The organism is Bremerella sp. TYQ1 (assembly GCF_020150455.1).
GTDB classification, from domain to species: Bacteria; Planctomycetota; Planctomycetia; order Pirellulales; family Pirellulaceae; genus Bremerella; species Bremerella volcania_A.
Genome location: NZ_CP083740.1, coordinates 2,019,915 through 2,040,510, shown reverse-complemented (window position 1 = coordinate 2,040,510; position 20,596 = coordinate 2,019,915). Strand labels below are relative to the sequence as shown.

Genomic DNA, 20,596 nt, shown 5'->3' with positions numbered 1-20,596 from the left:
CGTTAGCTAAAAATCGGCGGCTGGTTCTTCTGACTCTTCCAGTTCTTTCAGCTTTCGGTCTTGCCATTTCTTATGATTGTAAGCGGTGATCAAGTCGTTGGCAGTCTTTGGCGATAGCTTCGCGATATTGTCGAGTCGGAATGGCATCTTGGTGGTGGTCAATTTGCTGTGATAGGTGACACCCTTCTCGACTGGCACTTGGAACGCTTCGTCCGAAACCGGCGTGGCGAAGTCGGCTTGATCGATCAGGGCGGCGTGGTACGAGATCTCTTCGGTTCGTGACGGTCGTAGACGAAGCGAAAGTCGCGGGACCCAGATGCCATCCGGGTCTTTGGGAGGCTGTGGATCGAGGAAGAACGCACATCGGTTCACACGCCCGCGAATGATGCCATAGGCCGCATCGATGCGGTCCTGGCCAGGACGAGAGACATAAACTATCTTCGACTTCGGCCCTGTCCATGTCCAGAATTCTCGTTCGCCATCGACGCGGCGGGTAAAGAGAGTATCGTCCCGGAAGGTTTTTCGCAGGAAAAGATTGTCCATGGTTCCTGTGTCGAGGCGTTTCGATGTTGTCGGCTCGAAGTGCGAGACTTGGTGAAAGTCTTTATGCTTTCGGACGTTTACGGTTGCCTTGGGGGTTGTCGCGGCTAGGAACGTGTGACCACCGGTTACTTTGTGCTGGATGAATCGTTTGGGATCGAAGTCGACGGTCGTCTTCGCCCAGTCAGGCAGACGCTCGAATTTCACATCGGGGCCAGGCGGAATCTTGGGGGGCGGTCGCTCGATTTTGGTGAGCCCGACTTGCTTGAAGAACTCCCACGATTGAATCTTCGCGTCGTCGAAAGGAAGAGCCGAAAGCTCTTCCAGCAGTTGCAGGACGTCGGCTTCGGTTTGGATGGAACGTCCCGACATGTCACCAACCCACGCCTGGCGAAACTCGAGATGCCCCTGCTCCGGGATCGCAAAACGCTGCTCGATCTTCATTGTGACCGCATCTTCCTGGGCCAGAAGCGTCGAGCCGACCATCAGCCAGGCGATGGTGGTGAGGAGGCAAGCAAGATAGACCATCCCGTACTTCATAGCTCGGCTCCTTCTTCCTCCGCATCGACAGCTTCCAATTGCTTTCGACGTTCTTCGGCTTGCCGTCGCTGTTCAGATTGGATCAGTTTTTGTGCCAGCATGGGGGTGAGTGCGGAGACGTCTTCGATGTCGAATGGCAATCGCGTACTGAAGCGATGGAAGCTGTTGCCATCGACGTAGAGGTCTCCCTTTTTACCAGGCACTTGAAGCTGCTTCTCTTCGACCGGCGTGTTGAAGTCGACTTCCGTCAGAACGTAACTTGAAGTCCGGCATGTGGCGCCGCCAGTGCCACGGAACTCGATGGAGTAGCTCGGAATGGAAATGTCGTGCTTTTCGTTGGGGAGTTGCGGCTGGAAGTGAAGCGTGAAGTTGCCGACGCGGTTGCTGTTGCCGGCCAAGATTCTCGCGAGGATCGAGTCGCTGTTGGGGTCGACGAGGAAAAGGGTCTCGAATCGTTCGTTGATCGGTACGGTGATCAACTCCCGCTGGCCAAGCTTCTTGGTCGTGTAGGTGCGATCGAGAAGGTCTTTTTCTCGGGAGAGAAGGACGCGTTGATTGCGGTAGTAGAAACGCTGCCCGCCGGGCTCGTCGTGGCGGATCTGGCGAGTTCGCGGAGTGATCGACATATCGAGCGAAGACTGCGGCGTTTCGGCGTAGATTCCTTGGTATTCGTCATCCATGAAGTCGCGCTGAACGATGTGATTCGGGCGAAAGACTACTTCAGCCGCTCGCCATTCGGGAAACGTGATGACATTCTCCGCTTTCGAGCCTGGTGGTAGTGGCGGTGGTGGCGGAAGTTTGCGAGGAATCTTCTCGATCCCCAGTAGCCGATACCACTGGCCATCTTCAAACTGCTGCGGCGTGAGGTTCAGCGCATCGATCTTTTCGTGCAGCTGAATGACGTCATCGACCGTTTCGACCTTCAGCCCGGCGAACTCCTGCGTCAGCGTATGGCGAAACCGCATGACGCCTTGCTCGGGGGTGGGGAAACGTTCCGACAAAAGAGGCTCTTGAGCCACTTCCTGGGCAGTCAGCGACAACGGTAGAAACGCCAACCCAGCGGCAACGATCATCCAACGAGCAAGCATCGAGCATCTCCTTAAGCTTGGGGGATATCGCTTACCCTAACGGATAAGGAAGACCGAAGCACGCATTTTTGTTGGCACGAATGCTCGAAACGCGTGTCGTCGAAAGCGACATCAACGTCGCGCGATTGAGCACATGGAGGTGGGCGAAGTGCCTAGGAGAATGTTTTCCAAATAAATTGAGCGGGAAATCCTCGGCGGAGGCGAAGGGAAAACCGGCACTGCTTCGGCCAACGACCTGACGCATTGGGCGGTGACGTGCGGTGTTGGCTGCTGTGAACCGAAATTGCAGAAAGTTTTCGCTTCACACTCGGAAGTGCGTCGCCGCTTGACCGGCATTGGCTTTGCATTAACAGCGACCGATACATTGCGCGCTTCCCAAGTTGAACCCAGGCATCCATGGACCAGACTGAAACTGATTCGCCACCGTCGACCGACTCGCAGCCACCACGCGGGCTTCTCGCTCGCGTCTTGCCGATGCTGACAAGTGCCGTCGTGCACATGTTGCTTTTGCTGTTGCTGGCCTTGCTGACGTTTGGCATCGAGAAGAAGCCGGAAATGATCGTCATCGACGCGACTTCCGATAGCGAAGAGGCGCTCGAGATGGAAAGCTTCGAGGACTTCGAGTTCACCGAACTGGAAGCGGAAAGTTCGCTGAGCGAGATGGCTGCCGAAATGCCGATTGCCGAGAGCCTGGAAACGCCGCTGGTGGAAGTCGAAGCGGTCGAGATTTCGACCAACGCGTTGACACCGGTCGCAAGTCTCGAATCGATGCTGACCGGCGATTCGCTCATGCAAGAGATCGGCGGCAGCGAAGGTTCCGCGTTTGGTTCGGCCGGAAGTGGTTCCAGTGGATCGGGCGGCGGGATGTACGGAACAGGTCTCGTAGGAAGGTTCTTCGATTTGAAGCAGAATCGTAGTCGCCAGCCGCTGCCCTACTCGGGCCAGTTTCCGGACTACATTCAAACGATGAACCAGATTGTCGGCAGTGGTGTGTCGGATTCGGTGACGCAGAATTTCTATGAGGCCCAGACGCAGTTGTATCTTTCGCAGCTGCTCATTCCGCCGGCGACCGACGCCCAGGATGCTCCGCGGGCATTCAACGTGGAAGGGGAAGTCGAGCCGCGTGGCTGGTTTGTGCATTACACCGGAGTGGTCGAGCCGCCTGACGATGGCGAATGGCGGTTTGTCGGATTCTTCGACGACATGCTGATGGTATACGTCAACAACCAGCCGGTGCTGGATGGATCGTGGGTACCGATGGTCAATGTCGGGCAAGGAACGTACGACGACTCGCTCCGCCAGGAATTCGGCGGCCCTGGCGTTTCCGGAACACGAACCGCCTACGCCGGCAAATGGATCAAGCTGAAAGGACCAGCGAAGATCGACATCTTAATCGGAGAAACGCCTGGCGGAAAAATGGGCGGCCTGCTGATGTGCCAAAAGAAAGGCGAAACCTACGAGACGCGAGCCGACGGCACGCCGATCTTGCCTCTGTTTGCCGTCACGCACGCGGAAACACGACGCGTCCGCCAAGAACCGTTCGCTCAGGCCTACCAACTCGAACGCACGCCGCCGCTATGGAAGACGGTCAAACGCAAGCGATAAACCGTATCCGCGTCTAACGCTGTTTCACGAAGCCTCGTTCTGTAGCGACTGGATCAGCGTCGTCCCAGCGCGAAAGCCATGCGTTCAACGCTTCCTTGAGTTCTTCCACTTTCGCGGCATGCTGGGGGTCGTCGATCAGGTTGTTCAGTTCTTCCGCGTCGGCTTGGCGGTCGTACAATGCCCACTCTGGTCGATTGTGCAGGCGATGCATCAGCTCGATTGCTTCGGGCGATTCGGTGCGTAATGCTTTGCGAACCCAAGACGCGGCCGGGTTCGCTTTGCCGTTCATGTCTGGGGTCTGAATCCACTGCAGTGCCTGCGTCAGCGTCGTGTTTGAGGTGATCGTCTTTTCTGCCCGAGGCGACCAGAGAAGCGTGTACTGCGTGTCGCGGATGGAGCGGATCGGAAAGACCCGATCGCGGTTGTCGATGATGTTGCAATTGGTGAACGCTCCGTACGCGTAGTCGTGCACCGGCTGATCGGCACCGGTCCAATTTTGCCATTGGCTTTTGCCGTCGAAGTCTTCAGCGGACGCTTCGCCCCCGGCCGCTTCAAGCAACGTCGGAGCGATATCTGCGATCCAGGTAAGCTGCTTGCTGGATGACCCGGCAGGTATTTTGCTGGGCATTGCGACCACAACGCCACTGGCTAGACCGTCGTTAAAGCAGGTCCACTTGGCGAACGGAAAAGCGTTTCCTTGTTCCGAGCAGAAAATAACGAGCGTGTTGTCGGCCAACTCTTCCTGTTTCAAAACCGCACGCAAGTCGCCAAGCAGCGCGTCCAAGTTGGTCACTTCGGCGAGGTGCTGCTGAAACTCTCGGCGATACGCAGGTGTGTCGATCTTATCCTTTTCCAGCGGCAACGTGGCGGCGTCGTACTGCGAGGGATCGCCGGTCGTGTAAGGGCCATGGCCATCGTGGGACGCGACGACCAGGCAAAATGGCTTGCCGGCGTCGCGTGCCTGGGTGATATACTTGGTGGCACGCTTGACCAACTGCGGGTTGCCATCCTCCTTCTTGCTGACATCGCCCAGGTAATCGAAGGGATAAGCATCCTTCGGGCCGATATGCGTTTTGCCTAGCAGTCCCACGCGGTAGCCAAGCGGTTCTAAATAATGCGGCAAGCTCTTGGTTCCTTCGACCGATTTGCTGTGGTTGGGCATCGCACGTGTTCGCCAGGCGGCGCGGCCGCTGTACAGCTCTTGCCGAAATGGAGCACACATGGCGACATTTGCATACACCGCATCTAACCGCATGCCCTCTTTCGCGAGTCGATCCAAATGCGGCGTCCGAGCAGCCCCACCCCAAGGGCCAAGCGTATCGCGATCGATATCATCGCCGATCAGGATCAAAATGTTGGGGTGCTCGTTCTGAGCGAAAAGTCCGGAAGTGGCAAGCAAGAGCAGTAAGCAGCTGAGAAGTCGTGTTCGCATGATGATGGTGGGGCTTAGCAAGGAGGTCAGGTCGGAGGAAAGCGAAGTGGGGCGAAGGAAGTTATTCGGGAAGGCCGCCATCGGAGCGACCATATAGGCTGACCAAAGCATCGAAGGTGGTCGTTTCAGGCAGGAAGCGGACTGATCCATCCGCCAAACCGACGTGGGCTCCGGCAGGGTGAAAGGAGAACATGCCGCGGACATTTGACGCGTTGACGCCAATTGAATCTCCATGAAAAGACCAGGCGAATGTGTTGCTCGCGGACCAGCCAACTTGACCTGGATATTCGGCCAGCGGATTGTCGGAGGTGATGTCTGGCTTGCCGTTACGTAGTTGCGTTGGCTTCCCTGCTCGTTCGACGATAGCGATTGTATGGGAGAGCCCGTCGGTGACATCGCGGAACTTTCCGCGACGGTAACTAAGCAGCCGAGAACCGCTGGTGGTTTTCGTGTCGAAGACGGCCCAGCCCCAAATTCCCCAACGGACGTAATCGACCGAATGAGGGTTCGCTCCTGTTGGGAACGGATTCGGCAGCACTTCAATGCCGGCCATCGCGTCGTAATCGCTGCGCGTAACCTGATAACGGTCTTCGGGCATAGCAACCCCTGATTGCGTATCGAGCGTGGCATCGTGATGTAGCCCCCACCCTTTCCTGGCAGGATTATCACCTGATGGACAAATGAACGTCGGCACGATGGTTTGGGCCACGGTAGCGTTCGCGTTGTCGGTGGCCAAGGCTTTCCACTGGATCGATTCGTGGAGGGCACTTTGTTCGAGCTCCGGCAGGAGCATCGTTCGCCACGAATGCATGTGAAACAGATCCCATTCCTTCAGTGGATAGGGAAGCGACGTGCCGTTGTAGAAAGAAGGGAGCGATTGATGGGCCGCATGGTGCGATTGAACGGCCAGCATTGTCTGGCGGATATTGTTTTTGCAATGGACTTGCCGGGCTGACTCGCGTGCTGACTGCACTGCGGGTAGCAAGATTGCAATGAGGATCGCCAAAATCGCCAGGCAGACGAACAGCTGAACGAGCGTAAACCCACCACGAAACGGCATGAAACTTCCTGGTTCGGTCAGATGCCAAGCGAAGAAAAGAGACACCCCTGAATATAAAGCGGTCGGTCAGATCTTCCAAGTTTTCTGTCAAATCAAACTTGAACAACGGCCGAAGGTATCGCTCTTAAAACGGAAGATGGGCGAAAGCTGACTTTGGCTACATTTCAAAAATCAACCGCGAATCGCCAGCGTTTGTTTTCGGATTGAAGCTGGGTGAGGTCGTCTTGCATTGCTTTTAGATCGAGCAGGATCGCTTCGGGGTTGTCGACTTGCGAAGGGTCGTTTTCAATCAGTTCGATCAAACGGGCAGCAAAGGTGATGCCTTCGGCGGGATCGAACCAGATGTCGGCGGCTCCTTGCCGAGCGGCGGCGATTTCTTCGTCGGATAGTTCTTCGACTTCGACCCCCATGATATCTGCCATCGACGCAATCGCTTCGTCCGGCGACTGCGAGAAGTAATCGTCCGGAGTTTTCAAGCCATGCTTGTTCGCCAGACGCTCGATGGCATCAAAGTCGGTTGCCAACGCTTTGCCATCCAACATGGTCTGCCGCGTCGTGTCCCCTTCGACAACAAGGAAGTAGGCAGCGCCCATAGGAAGCCTCTCTGATGGATTGGACCGATGTCAGTTTTGTACGTTCGCAGTTGACCGAGCCAGTGTACGAAGGTGCGAAGTCACAATCAAACATGTTTGATCAAAACTGCGGATCGATTTCTACCAAGCGAAGTTCCAGCCAGCGGTCGTGGGCGAGCCGGATTTTGAGGGGGCTTTTCGGTTTAAGGATGGTGCGTAGTTTCCAGGTTTCGCTATGCGAGACTTCGGTTTCTTTTTGATCGAACTCGCGCGGAGCATCGCCGAGGGTGTATTTCAGTTTCAGTTCGTAGCGGCCACCTGGTTGGGCAGTCAATTTGCCAGAGAAGATGAGCCCGAACGTTTCGTACTGCTGGGGATCGTCCGAAAACTTAAGCTTCGCCTCGCCGCCGGAGAGGTAATCGAACTTCTGGCCGGCAATACAGTGCATGCTCGGTTCGTTCAACGTGACCGGACGATCTCGCCCTTCGCGCTGCTCGAGCATTTTGATGGTCAAGAGGAGATGCTGCGGGGATGGCGCCGCTTCTTCCGCAACAGCGTTCTTCGCCAAGACGACCGCAATGAGAACGCAGAGCAAGTGACAGCGGATCATGGTTGCTTCTCAATGTAGTAGATTGGGTTGTTGAGATAAGTCTTTGGATTTTCTTCGTAGTGGAATTTCGGATTAGATTTGGTTTGCTTGGTCGAAGAGGGCTTAGTTGGTGACTGCGAGTTTAGTCCATTGCCTAACTCGAAGTGCATGAGCTTAGAGTTGCCGATTGTGACTTCATACCAACGACCAGGCGAAACTTGAATTCGTTTCGTGGTGCCAGATTCGATCACGGTACGAAGCATCAGCTTTTGTTCGATGAAGCATTCGGTATCGGGATCTTGCTCGGGCACTTTCACATTGCCGAGGGTCGCTTTCAGTTTCAGTTCATACTTGTTGTTGCCTTGGGAATTGATAGCGGCAGTGAACTGCGTACCAATATCGTGCGGGCTGGCATCGAACTTGGATTTCACCTGGCCGGCACTTTGGAAGGTGACTTCCCGTCCGGTAACGGTCATGATTGTTGGCGAGGCGAGCACTTTGGGGTTTGGACCGTCGGTCTTTTCGTAGGCGGTGAGTTTGAATGTCACCATCTCGGCAGGTAGCGGCATCGGTTCAGCGGCAAGTGCCTGAACGGAAAGCGTTAACAGGGCTAGAACGGCCCCGATGGCGATTGGATTCCGAAGCATGATCGCATCCTTATCTTGCCCTGAATGTGGATTGGATGAACTATTCGGGCACCATACAACTAGTGGGGGAATCGGTCGATGTCGATTTTTGGACGCGAAATCCTCTGGATTGCGAATTTTCTCTAAAGTTCCATGCGTTGCCTTGAGTGCATGCTTTGGTGCATAATACAGGGTTTCTCTACCCTGACTTGCCTGGTTCCATTGCCGACTGGAGTTTGAATGTCTATGGAAGATCGCTTTGCCAAAGTCGCGATTACGTTTGATGACGTGCTGCTTGCCCCGCGCTACAGCGACTTTGTGCCGGCGGACGTGACCACCAAGACACAATTGACGTCGAACATCTCGCTGAACATTCCGCTGCTCAGTTCGCCGATGGATACCGTCACCGAATCGGAGATGGCAATCGCGCTGGCCAAAGAGGGTGGCCTGGGGATCATCCACAAGAACCTTTCCACCGAGGTTCAGACGGAAGAAGTCACAAAGGTGAAGCGATCGGCCAACGGGATTATTGTCGACCCCGTCACGCTACCACCGACAGCACCGGTGAACGAAGCGAAGCGTGTGATGGATCAGCATCACGTTTCTGGCGTTCCGATCATCGGAGATGATGGCAAGCTAGCTGGCATCATCACCCGCCGCGATTTACGCTTCCTCGAGTCGAATGACCTTTCTATTTCAGAGGTTATGACAAAAGGCAACCTCGTGACAGCAACGGGGACCGTAACGCTTACGGAAGCTGAGCAAATTTTAACGGCTAAAAAGGTGGAGAAACTTTTACTGGTTGACGAAGATTACAAACTGACGGGTCTCATCACGATCAAAGACATTGACATGATGAACCGGTTCCCCCAAGCGTCCAAAGACTCGATGGGACGTTTGAGGGCTGGAGCCGCCGTCGGTGTGATGGACTTCGACCGAGTTCAAAGCCTGATCAACGCCGACGTCGACGTTTTGGTAGTGGATAGTGCTCATGGGCACTCCAAGAATGTCATCGAGACCGTTCGCGAGATCAAAAAGAACTGGAACATCGACGTGATCGCCGGCAACGTGGCGACCGCGGAAGGATGTGAAGACTTGATCAAAGCGGGCGCGGACGCAGTGAAAGTCGGGATCGGACCTGGTTCGATTTGTACGACTCGAGTTGTTTCCGGGGTGGGTGTTCCCCAGATCACAGCGATTCACGACACAAGTCAGGTCGCTCTGAAGCACGGAATACCAATCATCGCGGACGGCGGCGTTCGGTTCTCAGGAGACATTACCAAGGCGATCGCTGCAGGGGCTAGCGTGGTCATGGTCGGCGGATTGTTCGCCGGCGTGGCAGAGAGCCCCGGCGAGGTGATCCTGTACCAAGGACGAACCTTCAAGGTTTACCGCGGGATGGGCAGCCTCGGAGCGATGGTGAAAGGCTCCAAAGAGCGGTACCGACAAGGCAGCGTCACCGATGGTGGCAAGCTGGTCCCCGAAGGGGTCGAAGGTCGTGTGCCGTTCAAAGGGAATTTGAACGCATTTGTGTATCAACTTGTCGGCGGTTTACGAGCCGGCATGGGATACTGCGGGACGAAAACCATCGAGGAATTGCGCAAGGACGCCACCTTTATCCGAGTTACCTCGGCTAGTGTTAGGGAAAGCCATCCTCATGACATCGCCATCACTCAAGAGTCTCCTAACTACAGCCCGGAGACACACGACAACGAATAGCTTTAAGCTGGTCGCCACCTTGGTGGTACAAGGTGGCGTGGTCCTGGGCGGACTGTTGCCGGCCGCGGAAGCACAAACGCCGCGCACCCTGCCCTCCTCTGCAGGCCATGCGGCACCGATCGAAAAGACGGCCACCCCGCAAAGCCACCTTAAGTGGCGTCCTTCTTCCAAGGTTTCGACGCCTGCGAAGCCTGTCGCGAGCGAAGTGAAGCCTGTTTCGCATGTCCAGTTGGCTGCTGCCGATGGGCATTCGGTCATCCAGCAGGTTTCGGCTCCTGCCGATCCATTTAACGATCCGTTTGGGGATCAGGCTGCGAAGTACACCGCACAACAAACGTCGCCACCGAGCCGTTTCTCGGCCCCTGCGACGCCACAGAATACGCCTCCGACGACACCTCCAGCTGCTGAGCCCATGATGGAACAGCCAATGCTGGAAGTCCCATCGACGCCGCGTCCAATGCAGCCGACGCCGATGCAACCGGTTCCAATGGAGCCGACCCCGATGGAAGAAGCTCCCATGGACATCACCCCCATGGAAGAGCCGATGCCGGAAGTGAAGCCAATGACTCCGAAGACGCCGAGCACGCCTCCACGTTCTTCGAACGATTTGCCGCCACCGCTGTTCCGCACACAGCCAGAAATCCCGAACAATTCCGATCCAGATTGCGAGCAGATCTACAAAGACCGTAACTGCTGCGAAGAGTCGGGCAATTGCAAAGAGATTCGTCAGGAACTAGGACGTTTCAACATCCGCAACATTTCGGTCGACATCTCGTCGCCATTTGCTCCGGACGAAGACGACGATTCCGTTGCTGAATCGATGCAAGCACAAGCGATGCAGGAAGCCCCTTCACGTGAATGGCGAAACATCCATGGCGAATTGGTCGCTGACGGTCGCATGCTCGACATTCGTGACCGCCGCGTGTTGATCGATAACGGCAGCGAAATCAAGCGAATCCGTATTCAAGACTTGGGCAGCGACGAGAAGTGCTTCCTGACTGCCCATTGGAACTTGCCATACGAATGTGGTTGGACCGATCAGCCTTTCATGGGCCGCAATTGGTCGCCACTGGAAGTCAACTGGACTGCTTCGGCACTGTGTCACAAGCCACTTTACTTTGAAGACCGAGCCCTGGAACGATACGGTCACACGACCGGCCCAATCTCGCAGGTTGTCCTGTCGGGGGCTCACTTCTTCGGCAGTGCCGCACTGCTGCCATACCAGATGGGCATGTACCCGCCAACCGAATGCCGCTACGCATTGGGTTACTACCGACCGGGTAACTGTGCTCCACACCTGATTCCGCCGGTACCGCTGAGTGGCCGAGGAGCCGCGTTCCAAGCTGGTGCTGTGCTAGGGGCCGTTTACTGGATCCCCTAAACAACTTCCTTACTGGGAGCGATTGGACCGGAAGGGCAGCCTGCACGCCAGGCTCGCCCTTCCAACGTTTCTTGGAAGAGCTATTCAGATTCGAGCTTAAAGTCGAAGTGGTTGTTCGCCCCGTCTTGGATTTCGGCAATCAACTCCGATCGATTGTTGTACTTGGGCGGGACTTTCTCCGGCGTGTTCACGTCACGTCCGTTTTCGCCCGTTTCGGTACGGGAAGTTCTGATACGCACGATGTAAGAGCCTGCCGGAGCTCCTTTCTCGTGAATCGTGTAGACCAACTCGAAGTTGCCCGAAGCGTCGGTCGTGCCCATTGCGGGGCGACCGCCCTCTTGCGGAGTGAAAACGACATCCGCGTCCGGCAGCGGCTGGCCATCCAGAGTGATGGTGCCGGTCACGCCTTCGTTGGCAGAAGAATTACAGCCAGAGAGCAATATTGTCGCCAGGAGTAGCGACCAGGGTACGATTCGGTTCATGAGCATGCCAAGAGAATAGAAGGGTCGTCTCGGCGTGGTCGAGCAATCCATCGCCGTCGCAGAGATCAAATCAAGGTGGAGGCCGAACAGTTACGCACTGTTCGACCTCCAGCCTGCCAGGTACCGATTAGGATTTGCCGATTGGCTGGCCATCGTTCCGCGTGCCGAGACGCTGATAGATGCCCAATTCTGCGGGATCAAACGTGGGTGGAGCATCATTGTTGCTCTGGTTGTTCCCGTTCACGCCAGCGTTGTTGTAGTTGATGGTGTCGGCGATGAAGTGAACCGAACCATCGGCGTAAGCGAAGAGACCGCCGCCGGGGTGCTCGCTAGCAAACCCTTCTGTGCAGCGGTGCGAAGCATTGCTTGGATCGTTGAGAACGAGTGTCACGCGACCCAAAGTGTAGTCACACCCTTGAGGACCACCGCCGGTGACGTTTCGATTACCAACCCAAGCCCCTTGAGCACAGCGGCGGTTGCGTTCGCCCAGCAGGAAAGTGTTCGAGGTACCATCGGTCAGGTCTGCCATTCGGGTTTCGCTGCCACGGAACATGACGCCGTTATTGCGACGATGATCGACATCGAACATGCCGCAAACGGCGACGTAGTTCGACTTGGCAACACGGAAGTTGTTGTCGACGCTGGAAAGCCCGTTGAAGTGACGCCCTCGACCGCCATTCATCTGGCCGCCATCCATGAGATGCCCGCCGGGATCGGAAGGACAGATAAAGATATCGAGCTTGGTCTGAGTCAACGTCCGAAGCGTGGTGTCGTCCAGCGTCACTTTGAGGAACTGGTCAGGCACACGCAATTGGTCATAAAGGCTTGTTTGCTCGATAAAAGGCAAGATTCGAGCACCCCAGCCCCACATTTCACGGTCACCAGTTCCCGTGTGATCCGCCCCAGCAGGGAATGCCCCGTAGACATCGTGGTGGTTGTGAAGACCCAAGACCAGGTTCTTCAAGTTGTTGTTGCAGCTCATCCTTCGTGCTGCTTCGCGTGCCTGCTGAACGGCAGGGAGTAACAGGGCGATTAATACCCCGATGATGGCGATGACCACCAATAACTCGACGAGCGTAAACCCTCGTTTTCCGCGCATGATTAGACTCCAGCGAATTGAGAATAGAAAGAAAAGTGAAGAGGCTGGTGTTGTAGCACTATTTTTCATCTAAATCAAATAATTTACATCGACCCGTTTTGTGCTGAGAGGGCGTTAGATGGTCCGAAAGTGCCATTAAGGTACGCTAGTGCGCCTTAAGTGCATCTTCTTAGGGGGTATGCGGCGAATAGATAAGCAATTTTAGCGAGATGGCAGCGGATACCCGCAGCCTATAAGAGTGGTGTTTTCTGGCGAAAAATCACTTTTGTGTCAGAAAAAAATGCTCGGAATGAAGCCTCTGCCGGGGAATTAGGAGACTCCTAACTAGATATTCCCCATTCAAGAGGGGGCGTTTCACGAAATCTATCTCGTAATGGAGCTCGTCTTACTGGCATCTCTGTGCCAGTTTCGAGCCCATTTTCCCCCCCAGGCCGTGCGATGCTGATCTTCTTAGACTACTTCCTGCTTCTCTTTCACTTGGCGCTGACAGCTTTTAATGCGTTGGGCTGGGCGTTTGAGCGGACCCGCAAAGCCCATTTGATCCTGATTCTTTTGACGCTTGCCTCTTGGACAGTGCTGAGTCCTTATTACGGCTGGGGCTACTGCCCATTCACGGACTGGCATTGGCAGGTAAAGCGAGCCCTTGGCGAAAGCCCCCTGCCCGGCTCGTTTATTAAGTACTGTATTGATGGCGTCACCGGGTGGGATTCCGATCCGACGGTGGTTACCTACGCAACCGCAGCCGTAGGAGTTCTAGCTTTTTTGATGTCGATCGTCACAAACGTCTATTCGTGGCGCAAGCATCGCGTAGCTCTTTCTACGGAAAGCGTGTGAAGATAGGAGGTCTTTGTAAAAGGCAAGGCCGATTTGGCCCGCTAGCGACAGCGCCGGCGTGTTAATTTGCAAAATATCTGCGGCTCGTGCTGAAAGTGTTGGTTCTTCCTGCGTTTCCTTGCCGATTGGTTGTGTTGAAGGTATCGAAGATTCACCTTGAGTCGCGCTAAAGGTTCGCCTGAGGGCGACCTGCAGATAGCTAATTCACCAACCGTTGTCGACCACTGGGCCATCCAGTTGCCTTTCGATTGCGAAAGAGGAACCCATGAGAGCCACTACCTTGTGGACCGCCTTAACGTTGTCCACAGTGTTTTTTGCCGCTACGGCGAACGCTGAAAAGACAACCTATGCAAAGCACACCGGTCAGAAGACGATCGGCCAAGAATCGTCCGCCGTTGAGCAATTCACGAGCGGCGATTGGCGTGTCGAACGCCAGCCGGAAGGGCAGCCAGGGCAGCACATGCCGCCTGGGATGAACCCTTACGTCGCGATGGACCCTTACGGCCAGATGATGATGCCAGGCATGGCCGCCGGGTATGCTCCTCAGGGAGTGATGCCGGCTGGTTATGGAATGCCAATGGCACCTGGCTACGGTCCCGGAGCACCCGGTCAACCGATGATGGATCCGAACGTGATGCCAGCCGGTCACTGGGGTGGCCATGGCTGCCAATCATGCGGCGGAGCCGGATGCCAACACTGCATGGGTGGCCATCACGGTCACCTCGGCAAGCACCGTGGAAACGGCTGCTGCGATGCTTGTGGTGGAGCCGGATGCGGTAGCTGCTGCGGCTTGTGTGGCGGTGGCGTTTACTGTGGCTTCAGCCGCGGTATCGGCAACGCTTGGGACCTCAGCGAATATGGCGGACGAAGTGCTCCACGCTACGCCGACGTCGTTGTGGACGCAACGCTTTTCATCTATGAAGCAGGCAACAACCCGCTTGTTCTCACTTCGCAGAACGCCGCGAATAACCCGGTTTTGTCGACGGACGACGCAGACTTCACCAACCAAGGTGGCATTCGCTTGGGACTCAATCGTACGTTCACGCCAGGCACTTACTTGGAATTCAGCTACCTCGGTATTGGTAACTGGGCTTCGACGCAAAGCGTGACCGGTAGCGGTAACTTGTTCTCTGCATTCTCCGGCTTCGGTGTCGATCCCGTTGGCGGCTATGCCGAAACCGACAACAGCGACTTGCAGATGTTCTCGACGTCGAATCGCTTTGATTCGTTCGAGTTGAACATGCGACGCTTCTTCACTTCGCCAGGTGGCTGGTGGCACAGCGGCTGGTGGGTTGGTTTCCGCTACGTCCGAGTTGACGACGACGCGGTTTACAACACGGTCGGTTCCGGCGGTAGCTTGGAATACACCGTCGACGCTGACAACGACATGTTCGGTGTTCAGTTCGGTATGGACTCGGCTCTTCGCCTGACCAACCGTTGGACGCTGTCGATGTTCGGCGAAATTGGTGTCTACGGTAACCGTGCCAACCAAGACTCGACGATCGTCCTGAATGGTGGAGCGAACACCTTTGAAGAATCGGCCGCTTCCCGACGAGCCTCGATGGTGGTCGAAGGTGGTTTCATGAGCACCTTCAAAGTGATTCCAAGAGGAACGCTGCGAGCCGGTTACCAGGTTGTCTACATTGACGGCATCGCCCTGGGTAGCGACTCGTTCAACTTCGAGACCGGTGGGGCTTCCACACTGGGAACCGCGTTGGCTGGACGCTCGGCGTTCGTCAACGACAACGGCAACGCCGTCTATCACGGTCCAACGGTCGGTTTCGAGTACATGTGGTAAACCATCCCTGCGAGGGGATTCTGAGCAACTCAAAAAGGGCTGACAAAAATTGTCAGCCCTTTTTTATGCGCTGAATGACGGGTAATTACGATTTCCCGGGTAAGGAACACCCTGCCGGGGGGAATCGTTTTTGTCAATTTCTGGGTAAATGGGTAGAAAAACGGAACATTCGCAACTATCGTCAGTCTAAGTATATTCCGTCGAACTACCTAAATGGCGGGGCGAGGCCAGATTACGGAGTTTGCGCAAGGTGCCTGAAGGGACCTCAGTGGCGACCTCTCTCCTCGGACCAGAGTGCGTGATTTTCATTGGAGACACCTGGTTTGTGTGACCTTTCCTCTACCCTGCCGTTAGTCCATATCAACCCTGAGAAGTCATCTCTGCGTGAGGAGCAATCCCATGAAGCGTGGTATTAAGCGCCAAAAACGGTCCAAACTTAAGCAAATGGAGGCATTAGAAGTACGCTGCCTCCTCGCTGGAAATACTTTTGGCGATGCCCCGGGACCGGTAACTTTTGCTCCTGGCGTGGAACAGCGCAGCAGCGAATCCCAGTGGGATAAGTTCAGCAGCAACTTGGCCTCGATCGCCCGCCAATACGATGCCCAAGTCACCGATCCTGCTTACGACGGTGGCAACGTTGCGATCAATGCTCCCTTTGCCACGATCAACAACGATTCGGTTTTGATCCGTGCGATTGCGATGAACGACGCCGATGCGGTGATCAACGATCTGGCCGGACTCGGTGCGACCGAAACGCAGTCGTTCGGCGTGATTGTTTCTGCTCGCATTCCTCTGAGCCAACTGAATGCGTTGAATGGCTTGGACAGCATCCGCTCGGTTGCCGCGGCGGTTACTCCGGTTCGTAATGTCGGTGATACGACCAGCCAAGCCGATCCGGCCATGCAGTCCGATCTGGCTCGTATTGATTTCGGATTTGATGGAACCGGAATCACTGTTGGCGTTCTCTCCGACAGCTTCGATGCTTTGGGGGGCTATGCCGATGACGTTGCCTCGGGCGACTTGCCAGATGACGTGACGGTTCTTTCGGACGTAACGTTGGCGTTCGATCCTGGTCTGAGCGACGAAGGTCGCGCGATGGCTCAGCTAATCCACGACGTCGCTCCAGGTGCGGACATCATGTTCTACACCGCCTGGATTTCGGATGTCGACTTTGCCAACGGTATTCTCGCGTTGGCTGCCGCGGGCGCTGACGTGATTGTCGACGACATCGGTTACGCTAACGAACCATGGTTCCAGGATGGTATCATCGCTCAAGCGATCGATATCGTGGTTGCCCAGGGTGTTTCCTACTTCGCTGCCGCTGGGAACAGCGGACGTGACAGCTACCAGGGCGCTTACCAAGACAGCGGCATCGATGACGTGGTCGATGGTACCCTGCACGACTTCGATCCCGGTAGCGGTGTCGACGTGCGTCAGAGTGTGACGATTCCGGCAGGCGGCGTTTTCAGCGTGGTGCTGCAGTGGGATCAGCCGTACGCTTCGGCGGGCGGCCTCGGGGCACAAAGCGACTACGACATTTACTTGCTGGATGATGACGACGAAGTGGTCGCAAGCTCGGTCGACGTGAACGTCGTTACCGGCGATCCGTTTGAGTTCCTCGGTTACGTCAACCTGAGTACTGAAACTAGCTACCACATCGTTATCTCGAAGTTCTCGGGCGACGATGCCGGCTTGTTGAAGTACGTCGACTGGATTGTCAGTCCCGGCGTGACCGTCAACGAATGGTACACCAACGACGGTACAGCTGTTGGTCACGTGACGGCGGCGGGTACTGCGGCTGTGGGTGCTGCGGCGTTCTATGACACGCCTGTCTTCGGCACCAACCCACCAGTTAAGGAATCGTTCTCGTCGGTTGGTGGCGTGCCAACGTTCTTCGATCTCGACGGCAATCGTTTGAACGTTCCTGAGTATCGTCAGACGCCTGACTTTGTTGCTCCCGACGGAACGAACACCACGTTCTTCGGTCAAGATATTCCGGAAGATAGCGACTTCTTCCCGAACTTCTTCGGTACTTCGGCTGCTGCCCCTCACGCGGCTGCTGTGGCTGCGTTGATGCTGCAGAAGAATCCTAACCTGACTCCTGAGCAGCTCTACGGCATTCTGGAAGATACCGCCATCGACATGGCCACGAGCGGGCCTGATATCGAAACCGGACATGGTCTGATCAATGCTTACGCTGCCATTGCGGCAACGCCTGCTGTTTCGGGCGGTGGTGGAGGCGGCGGCGGTTCGACGGTTGTCGACGCTTGTGGTGTCGCGCTGCCGGACGGAACGGTTTCGTTCGCGGGGGCGATCGGTGGTAACTTCTTTGCGACCAACCACGCGATTCTCGACGGCACGAATCCTGGTCAGCTCGGATACGACGACATCATCCTCGACTTCCTGCGTGGTAAGGGTACCGCAACCGAAATTCCGAAGGCGGAATACTCGATTGCCGTGGTCGGAAATGGTGCCGTTGCCTGGTCGTTCTCGAACGGCACGCAATCGGCGACCGGATACGAGCGAACCGACTACTACAATATCAACTTCATCGATCCAGCTGTCTTCAATGAACTGATCAATCACGATCTGATCATTATGCTTTCGGGTGAAGATGCTGTGACGGACGGCCTTTCCTCTTCGGAAATGGCTCTGTGGGCAACCGTGGAAGATAACCTGGCCAATGCCGTGAACGATCGCGGTTTGGACCTCTGGGTTGGTGCTTCCGGTGGAGACAACGATTACTACGAATTCCTGCCGACAGGGGCACTTTCGGCGGTAACGCAAACGGGCCTCGATCCACTGGATGGCTTTGAAGTCACCGCTGAAGGTCAGCTGATCGGCGTGACGGAAGCCATGGTCGACGCAGCCGATGCGGAAGAGTACTTCGATGTCATCGATAACGATTTCTTCTCGCTGGAACAACGCTTCCTGGGCGAACCAATTTCGATCGCTGCTTCGGGAATTGCCTTCTACAACGATGAAGTCATTGCCGCTTCAGACGTGCCTGGTGGTACGACCCAGGGAATGATTGGTCTGGCGTTTCAAGACCTAGACATGGATGGCTTCCGTGATCCAATCGAGTCGGGTGTCGCAGGGGCGAAGTTCTTCATCGACTATAACGGTGACGGTCTGATTGGTCTGTGCGAACCAACGGCGACCTCGAACGCGTTGGGGCAGTTCCACTTGCGATCGGCCTACTCCGGTACGTTCCAGATCATGCCGGTTCCAACGGCTGGGTCGGTGATCACGACCACGAATCCGGTTTACGTCACGATCAACACGGACGGTTCCGCTTCGCTGAGTGCACCACTCGAGTTCGGTGTGATCTCGGGTTCCGACTCGGGCGATAGCGGCCTGGGCGGTTCGGTGCCGGTCGCTCCTGGTGCCTACCTCGGCAATAGCCCAATTGAAGATGACGGTGTTTTCTTCAATAACGGTATTAAGAAGGGAACCAACACGGTAACGATCACTTCCAGCGTGACTCACAACAATGTCGTGATGAACGCTTGGCTCGATCTAAACAAAGATGGTGACTTCAACGACGCCAACGAACGCATCTTCACCAACGTGAAGTTGATTCCTGGCCAGAACGAGTACACGTTCACGATTCCAACGAACGTGTTTGACGATTCGGTTCTGCCGGAACTGGCTCGTTTGGCTGCGAACATGCGATTCCGCGTCGGTCCGACGTTGAACATCGGTGCTACCGACAACGATGCGTTTGGTGAAATTGAAGACTACAAAGTCTTCATCACTCAGCCTGCCGACAGTGGCTTGACCGCTCGAGACGATGTCTTCTCGTACGAAGATGACACCGCCGATCAGGTCTTCCATGTCTTGGCGAACGACAGCAGCTTCTTCAATCGATCGCTGCGAATCGTTGCCGGCAGTGTGACGAACATCAGCCCTGTCGAAACCCCACCGCTGGACATCACTGTTTCGGACGATGGAACACGTATTATCTTCGACGCTTCTGGGGTCGTTGATCTGACCGAAGACATCACGTTCGAGTACACCGTGATCGATTCGGCAGGCGTTACTGCAACCGCAACGGTCACGTTGGTTTCGCCGGTAGATCCAGTCGTGCCTCCAACGGCATCGGGCACACTGGCGTTTAACAACACCAACATGGTTACCGACGTGAATAACGACGGAAACCTGAGCGGTTTGGACTATGTAACGATCTTGAAGGAACTGCGAACCGTTGGTGCTCGTAACCTGCCTAACCTAGGCAGCGGATCGTCGAACTTCACCAAGTTCATCGACGTAAACGGTGACGGTCGATTCTCGAATCTCGACTTGCTGGCAATCATCAACATGATGAACTCGCCATTGGCTGGAGAATCGTTGGAGCAAGAACCGGCTGCCAGCGATCCGGTTGAAACGCTTTCCAGCACGCCTGCTGTCGAAGTGATTGCTGCCGTCAAGCAAGAGGAAACGGTCGCTCCTGTCGCAACGACGCCAGAAGTCGCTGCAGCGACTCAGCCGCGTACTGCCACGGTGTTCCAGCCAATCTTCGCCAGCATGATGTCGACGCCGACTTCGAGCGAAGGCAATGCCGTCGAGACGGAAATCGTCAGCGAAGAAGATCTCGCAGATGCGACGTTCAGCTCGCTCGGAACGACGCAAAGCGATCTGCTTTGGGGTAGTGACGACGAACTTGATTTCGCTGCGGAATCAGGCGACTCGGAAGATGACATCTTCGCTGACGCCGATTGGGAAGAAGAGCTGCTGACTTTCTAGATTTCGGCCCATTTTAAGACGCAAAAAAGCCTCCCTCTCTCGGGGAGGCTTTTTTCATGGATTGCGCGAAACGCACCAGGCAGCCTTGACGAAGGCCGATTGCGCCGGGTCGGCATTTTACCGATTCGAGATTTAATCGGATTGGCAAGATTCTAGGGGAAATGCGGGAACTAGCAGGCAAGTCAGGGCGTCAAAACGTCGACAAACCCTGTTTTCTAGCTACCCAAGTGGCTAGAGATCACACGGATTTTGGATTCCTAAGTGTTGATATAGCAACAAGATAACGGAAATTCGAGCTGCCCCTTTTGAGATGCTGCACGACGAGTCAGACGCGACGGGGCAATCATCACGAGTTAAATGGGTTAAATGGAGCTTAACCCCCCGTAAGAATTTGCTGTGTTAATCTGGGTAATTATAATCCGACTTGGATCGACTAAATGTCGAGCATTTTGCCCCATCGGAACTTGCCTACCTTGTTTTTGTGA

At 55.5% G+C, this 20,596-nt stretch carries 15 protein-coding genes; 6 read left to right on the top strand and 9 right to left on the bottom strand.

Annotated features, from left to right (window positions below):
* Nucleotides 1–6 precede the first annotated feature (6 nt).
* Together LA756_RS07665 and LA756_RS07660 are read right to left on the bottom strand one after the other, a co-directional pair.
* Nucleotides 7–1,080, bottom strand: coding sequence for a hypothetical protein (locus tag LA756_RS07665; RefSeq protein WP_224439281.1), 1,074 nt, complete (start codon nt 1,078–1,080; stop codon nt 7–9).
* Entirely contained in the window at nt 1,077–2,168 is a 1,092-nt protein-coding gene (locus LA756_RS07660; protein WP_224439280.1) for a hypothetical protein, read from the bottom strand. The genes LA756_RS07665 and LA756_RS07660 overlap by 4 nt, the downstream gene beginning before the upstream one ends.
* A 396-nt stretch (nt 2,169–2,564) precedes the next feature.
* Between LA756_RS07660 and LA756_RS07655 the strand changes: the two genes are divergently transcribed.
* Nucleotides 2,565–3,773 carry a hypothetical protein gene (locus LA756_RS07655; protein WP_224439279.1) on the top strand — a complete coding sequence of 403 codons (1,209 nt, stop codon included), beginning with the start codon at nt 2,565–2,567 and terminating at the stop codon, nt 3,771–3,773.
* Between the two features lie 13 nt (nt 3,774–3,786).
* Here LA756_RS07655 and LA756_RS07650 read toward each other — a convergent pair whose 3' ends face one another.
* The 5 genes from LA756_RS07650 to LA756_RS07630 all read right to left on the bottom strand — a co-directional run bounded on the left by LA756_RS07650 (nt 3,787) and on the right by LA756_RS07630 (nt 8,073).
* Nucleotides 3,787–5,316 carry a sulfatase gene (locus LA756_RS07650; protein WP_224439278.1) on the bottom strand — a complete coding sequence of 510 codons (1,530 nt, stop codon included), beginning with the start codon at nt 5,314–5,316 and terminating at the stop codon, nt 3,787–3,789.
* Entirely contained in the window at nt 5,267–6,265 is a 999-nt protein-coding gene (locus LA756_RS07645; RefSeq protein WP_224439277.1) for a DUF1559 domain-containing protein, read from the bottom strand. The genes LA756_RS07650 and LA756_RS07645 overlap by 50 nt, the downstream gene beginning before the upstream one ends.
* A 164-nt stretch (nt 6,266–6,429) precedes the next feature.
* Nucleotides 6,430–6,858 carry a hypothetical protein gene (locus LA756_RS07640; RefSeq protein ID WP_224439276.1) on the bottom strand — a complete coding sequence of 143 codons (429 nt, stop codon included), beginning with the start codon at nt 6,856–6,858 and terminating at the stop codon, nt 6,430–6,432.
* 100 nt (nt 6,859–6,958) lie between these two features.
* Nucleotides 6,959–7,447 carry a hypothetical protein gene (locus LA756_RS07635; protein ID WP_224439275.1) on the bottom strand — a complete coding sequence of 163 codons (489 nt, stop codon included), beginning with the start codon at nt 7,445–7,447 and terminating at the stop codon, nt 6,959–6,961.
* Nucleotides 7,444–8,073, bottom strand: a complete 630-nt coding sequence (locus LA756_RS07630) for a hypothetical protein (protein WP_224439274.1) — start codon at nt 8,071–8,073, stop codon at nt 7,444–7,446. Before LA756_RS07630 ends, LA756_RS07635 begins: the two co-directional genes overlap by 4 nt.
* A gap of 225 nt (nt 8,074–8,298) precedes the next feature.
* Between LA756_RS07630 and guaB the strand changes: the two genes are divergently transcribed.
* Nucleotides 8,299–9,771, top strand: coding sequence for an IMP dehydrogenase (gene guaB, locus LA756_RS07625; RefSeq protein WP_224440367.1), 1,473 nt, complete (start codon nt 8,299–8,301; stop codon nt 9,769–9,771).
* Nucleotides 9,710–11,152: a hypothetical protein gene (locus LA756_RS07620; protein WP_224439273.1), complete on the top strand. Its 1,443-nt coding sequence runs from the start codon at nt 9,710–9,712 to the stop codon at nt 11,150–11,152. The genes guaB and LA756_RS07620 overlap by 62 nt, the downstream gene beginning before the upstream one ends.
* An 80-nt stretch (nt 11,153–11,232) precedes the next feature.
* On the opposite strand, the gene LA756_RS07615 is transcribed toward LA756_RS07620, so the two are convergent.
* Entirely contained in the window at nt 11,233–11,634 is a 402-nt protein-coding gene (locus LA756_RS07615; RefSeq protein WP_224439272.1) for a carboxypeptidase-like regulatory domain-containing protein, read from the bottom strand.
* Nucleotides 11,635–11,761: 127 nt separating this feature from the next.
* Complete coding sequence (locus LA756_RS07610; protein WP_224439271.1) at nt 11,762–12,733, bottom strand: DUF1559 domain-containing protein; 972 nt, start codon at nt 12,731–12,733, stop codon at nt 11,762–11,764.
* A 438-nt stretch (nt 12,734–13,171) separates the two neighbouring features.
* Here LA756_RS07610 and LA756_RS07605 point away from each other — a divergent pair, with 438 nt between their 5' ends.
* From LA756_RS07605 to LA756_RS07595, 3 genes are all read left to right on the top strand, one after another.
* Complete coding sequence (locus LA756_RS07605) at nt 13,172–13,567, top strand: DUF2784 domain-containing protein (RefSeq protein WP_224439270.1); 396 nt, start codon at nt 13,172–13,174, stop codon at nt 13,565–13,567.
* A gap of 265 nt (nt 13,568–13,832) precedes the next feature.
* Nucleotides 13,833–15,365 (top strand): hypothetical protein, encoded by a 1,533-nt coding sequence (locus LA756_RS07600; RefSeq protein WP_224439269.1) that lies wholly within the window; start codon nt 13,833–13,835, stop codon nt 15,363–15,365.
* Between the two features lie 399 nt (nt 15,366–15,764).
* Complete coding sequence (locus LA756_RS07595) at nt 15,765–20,111, top strand: GEVED domain-containing protein (RefSeq protein WP_224439268.1); 4,347 nt, start codon at nt 15,765–15,767, stop codon at nt 20,109–20,111.
* Nucleotides 20,112–20,596: the final 485 nt, after the last annotated feature.

Bases quoted from the DNA above. Each gene is read 5' to 3' on its own strand.
- LA756_RS07665 (WP_224439281.1), bottom strand. From the start codon at position 1,080: ATGAAGTACGGGATGGTCTATCTTGCTTGCCTCCTCACCACCATCGCC.
- LA756_RS07660 (WP_224439280.1), bottom strand. From the start codon at position 2,168: ATGCTTGCTCGTTGGATGATCGTTGCCGCTGGGTTGGCGTTTCTACCG.
- LA756_RS07655 (WP_224439279.1), top strand. From the start codon at position 2,565: ATGGACCAGACTGAAACTGATTCGCCACCGTCGACCGACTCGCAGCCA.
- LA756_RS07650 (WP_224439278.1), bottom strand. From the start codon at position 5,316: ATGCTTTGGTCAGCCTATATGGTCGCTCCGATGGCGGCCTTCCCGAAT.
- LA756_RS07645 (WP_224439277.1), bottom strand. From the start codon at position 6,265: ATGCCGTTTCGTGGTGGGTTTACGCTCGTTCAGCTGTTCGTCTGCCTG.
- LA756_RS07640 (WP_224439276.1), bottom strand. From the start codon at position 6,858: ATGGGCGCTGCCTACTTCCTTGTTGTCGAAGGGGACACGACGCGGCAG.
- LA756_RS07635 (WP_224439275.1), bottom strand. From the start codon at position 7,447: ATGATCCGCTGTCACTTGCTCTGCGTTCTCATTGCGGTCGTCTTGGCG.
- LA756_RS07630 (WP_224439274.1), bottom strand. From the start codon at position 8,073: ATGCTTCGGAATCCAATCGCCATCGGGGCCGTTCTAGCCCTGTTAACG.
- guaB (WP_224440367.1), top strand. From the start codon at position 8,299: ATGGAAGATCGCTTTGCCAAAGTCGCGATTACGTTTGATGACGTGCTG.
- LA756_RS07620 (WP_224439273.1), top strand. From the start codon at position 9,710: ATGACATCGCCATCACTCAAGAGTCTCCTAACTACAGCCCGGAGACAC.
- LA756_RS07615 (WP_224439272.1), bottom strand. From the start codon at position 11,634: ATGAACCGAATCGTACCCTGGTCGCTACTCCTGGCGACAATATTGCTC.
- LA756_RS07610 (WP_224439271.1), bottom strand. From the start codon at position 12,733: ATGCGCGGAAAACGAGGGTTTACGCTCGTCGAGTTATTGGTGGTCATC.
- LA756_RS07605 (WP_224439270.1), top strand. From the start codon at position 13,172: ATGCTGATCTTCTTAGACTACTTCCTGCTTCTCTTTCACTTGGCGCTG.
- LA756_RS07600 (WP_224439269.1), top strand. From the start codon at position 13,833: ATGAGAGCCACTACCTTGTGGACCGCCTTAACGTTGTCCACAGTGTTT.
- LA756_RS07595 (WP_224439268.1), top strand. From the start codon at position 15,765: ATGAAGCGTGGTATTAAGCGCCAAAAACGGTCCAAACTTAAGCAAATG.